Source organism: Actinomadura roseirufa (assembly GCF_900659635.1).
In the GTDB taxonomy this organism is placed as follows: domain Bacteria; phylum Actinomycetota; class Actinomycetes; order Streptosporangiales; family Streptosporangiaceae; genus Spirillospora; species Spirillospora roseirufa.
Map to the genome: position 1 here is coordinate 1 of NZ_CAACVB010000526.1, position 2,224 is coordinate 2,224.

The following is a 2,224-nucleotide window of genomic DNA, read 5'->3' on the forward strand; positions in this document are numbered from 1 at the left end:
TGTCAACGGCGGCTGAATTCTGACCCCCTGGGGACGTGTGAAAGTTGACCCCTTGATGTTGTTGGTCGTTGCTGTCTGTTACTGGTCGTTGTTGTGGTTGGCTGCGGGGACGCGGCCCAGGTCGCGGTTCTTGATGCGGTAGCTGTCTCCCTTCAGGCTGATGACCTCGGCGTGGTGGACGAGGCGGTCGATCATGGCCGCGGCGACGACGTCGTCGCCGAACACCTCGCCCCAGCGGCCGAACGGCTTGTTGCTGGTCACGATCAGCGAAGCGCGCTCATAGCGGGACGAGACCAGCTGGAAGAACAGGTTGGCGGCCTCGGCCTCGAAAGGGATGTAGCCGACCTCGTCGACGATCAGGACCGGGACGCGGGCGAGCTTGGTCAGCTCGTCTTGCAGTCGTCCGGCGGTGTGGGCGTCGGCCAGGCGGGCGACCCATTGCGCGGCGGTGGCGAAGGCGACGCGGTGTCCGGCCTGGCAGGCGCGGATGCCCAGCCCGATCGAAAGGTGGGTCTTGCCGGTGCCGGGCGGCCCAAGGAACACCACGTTCTCGCGGGCGGCGACGAAGTCCAGGGTGCCCAGATGGGCGATGACCTCACGTCGGGCGGAGCGCTGGTGGTCGAAGTCGAAGTCCTCCAGGCTCTTGCGGGCGGGAAAGCGAGCCGAGCGGATACGGGCCTCACCGCCGTGGGCCTCGCGGGCGGCGACCTCGCGTTGCAGGCAGGCCGCCAGGAACTCCTCGTGCGTCCAGGACTCGGTGCGGGCCCGCTCGGCCAGACGAGACGCGGCGGCATGCAGTGACGGCGCTTTGAGGACCCGGGTGAGATAGGCCAGCTCGGCTTCGACATTGCGGCCGCCCGTGCCGGTCGTCGAGGTGGTCGCCGTTGTGGTCTTGGTGGTGCGGCCGGCCATCACGCCACCCCCTCGACATCGGTTGCGGTGTCCAGACCCAGCAGGGTGTCGTAGTCGGTCAGCCGCCGCTGCTCGACCTCGGTGCCGGCGGGTGGCCGGACGGTCTGCAACCGGGTGCGCCGCATCGCCGCGGCCGCGTTGGCGTGGGCGGGGTCGGTGATGGTCTGGTGGACCGCCCAGCACCGTCGATGAGCCGCGACCTGCTGCCCGCCGCAGGTGACCCGCACCTGCTCCAGGTCGGCGACCACCTCGACCAGCCGGCCGATCACCGAGGGGTGCACCGAGTAGTCGTTGGAGGCGACGCGGACGTAGTGGTCGCGGGCCAGCCGGGTCGCCGTCCGCCACCCCACCACCGGATCGACCGGCGGCAGCGCCACCATCGCCGCCCGGTCGGCCACGATCCGGTCGGCGGGCCGGCACTCCAGCCGCCGATGGTGGCGGACGTTGGCCCGATGCGCCAGCCACTGGTCCAGCTGGGCGTTGAAATCGGCCGGTGAAGTGAAGGACCGTCCGGGCAGGAATGAGGTCTCCAGATAGCCGTTGGCCCGCTCGACCAGGCCCTTGGCCTCGGGGTCGGCGGGACGGCACTGCACGATCGCGATGCCCAGGGTGCCGCGGAACGCGCTGGCCTCGGCGGTCAGTTGCGGCCGTCCGCCCCGCCACTGCCCGATCGCGCCCTCGTTGTCCCACACCAGCGTCCTGGGTGCCGCCCCCAGCGTCCGCAGCAGCGCCCACATCCCGGCGAACAGGTCCCCGGCCGCCCGCGAGGGCAGCATCCGCGCCATCATCCACCGCGAATAGCCGCTGACCATCACCAGCACCGGCGGGCTGGTCTGCTGCCCGGCTCCGACCGCGACCTTGGCCGGAGGGAACCACAGGTCGCATTGGGCCAGCTCACCGGGCTGATAGGCCGTCCGCGACGCCGGGTCGGCCGGCTGATACTGCGGCCGCAACAACCGGACCCGGTCCTTGAGCACCGTCATCGACCGCTCCCAGCCGATCCGCTCGGCGATGACCGTGGCCGGCATGTCCGGGAACTCCGCCAACAACTCCCGGATCACCGGCTCGGCCACGTCCACGATCGACCCCTTCCCCGCCCGCCGGTACTTGGGAGGCTCATCAGCCGCCAGCGCCCGCTTGACGGTGTTCTTCGAGATGCCCAGCCGCCGAGCGATCGCCTTGATCGGCATGCCCTCGGACCGGTGCAACCGGCGGATCTCCGCCCAGTCCTCCACCCTGATCACCCTCCACACAGTGAGAGGGGTCAGATTCCAGCCGTCGCCTGGGGGTCAGTTTTCACCCGTCGTCGACA

At 70.3% G+C, this 2,224-nt stretch carries 2 protein-coding genes; both read right to left on the reverse strand.

The features are described 5' to 3' along the window. Positions 1-78: 78 nt before the first annotated feature. Positions 79-912 carry an IS21-like element helper ATPase IstB gene (istB, locus tag E1291_RS41100; protein ID WP_131743427.1) on the reverse strand — a complete coding sequence of 278 codons (834 nt, stop codon included), beginning with the start codon at positions 910-912 and terminating at the stop codon, positions 79-81. Further along, complete coding sequence (gene istA / locus E1291_RS41105) at positions 912-2,156, reverse strand: IS21 family transposase (RefSeq protein WP_131743428.1); 1,245 nt, start codon at positions 2,154-2,156, stop codon at positions 912-914. The genes istB and istA overlap by 1 nt, the downstream gene beginning before the upstream one ends. Positions 2,157-2,224: the final 68 nt, after the last annotated feature.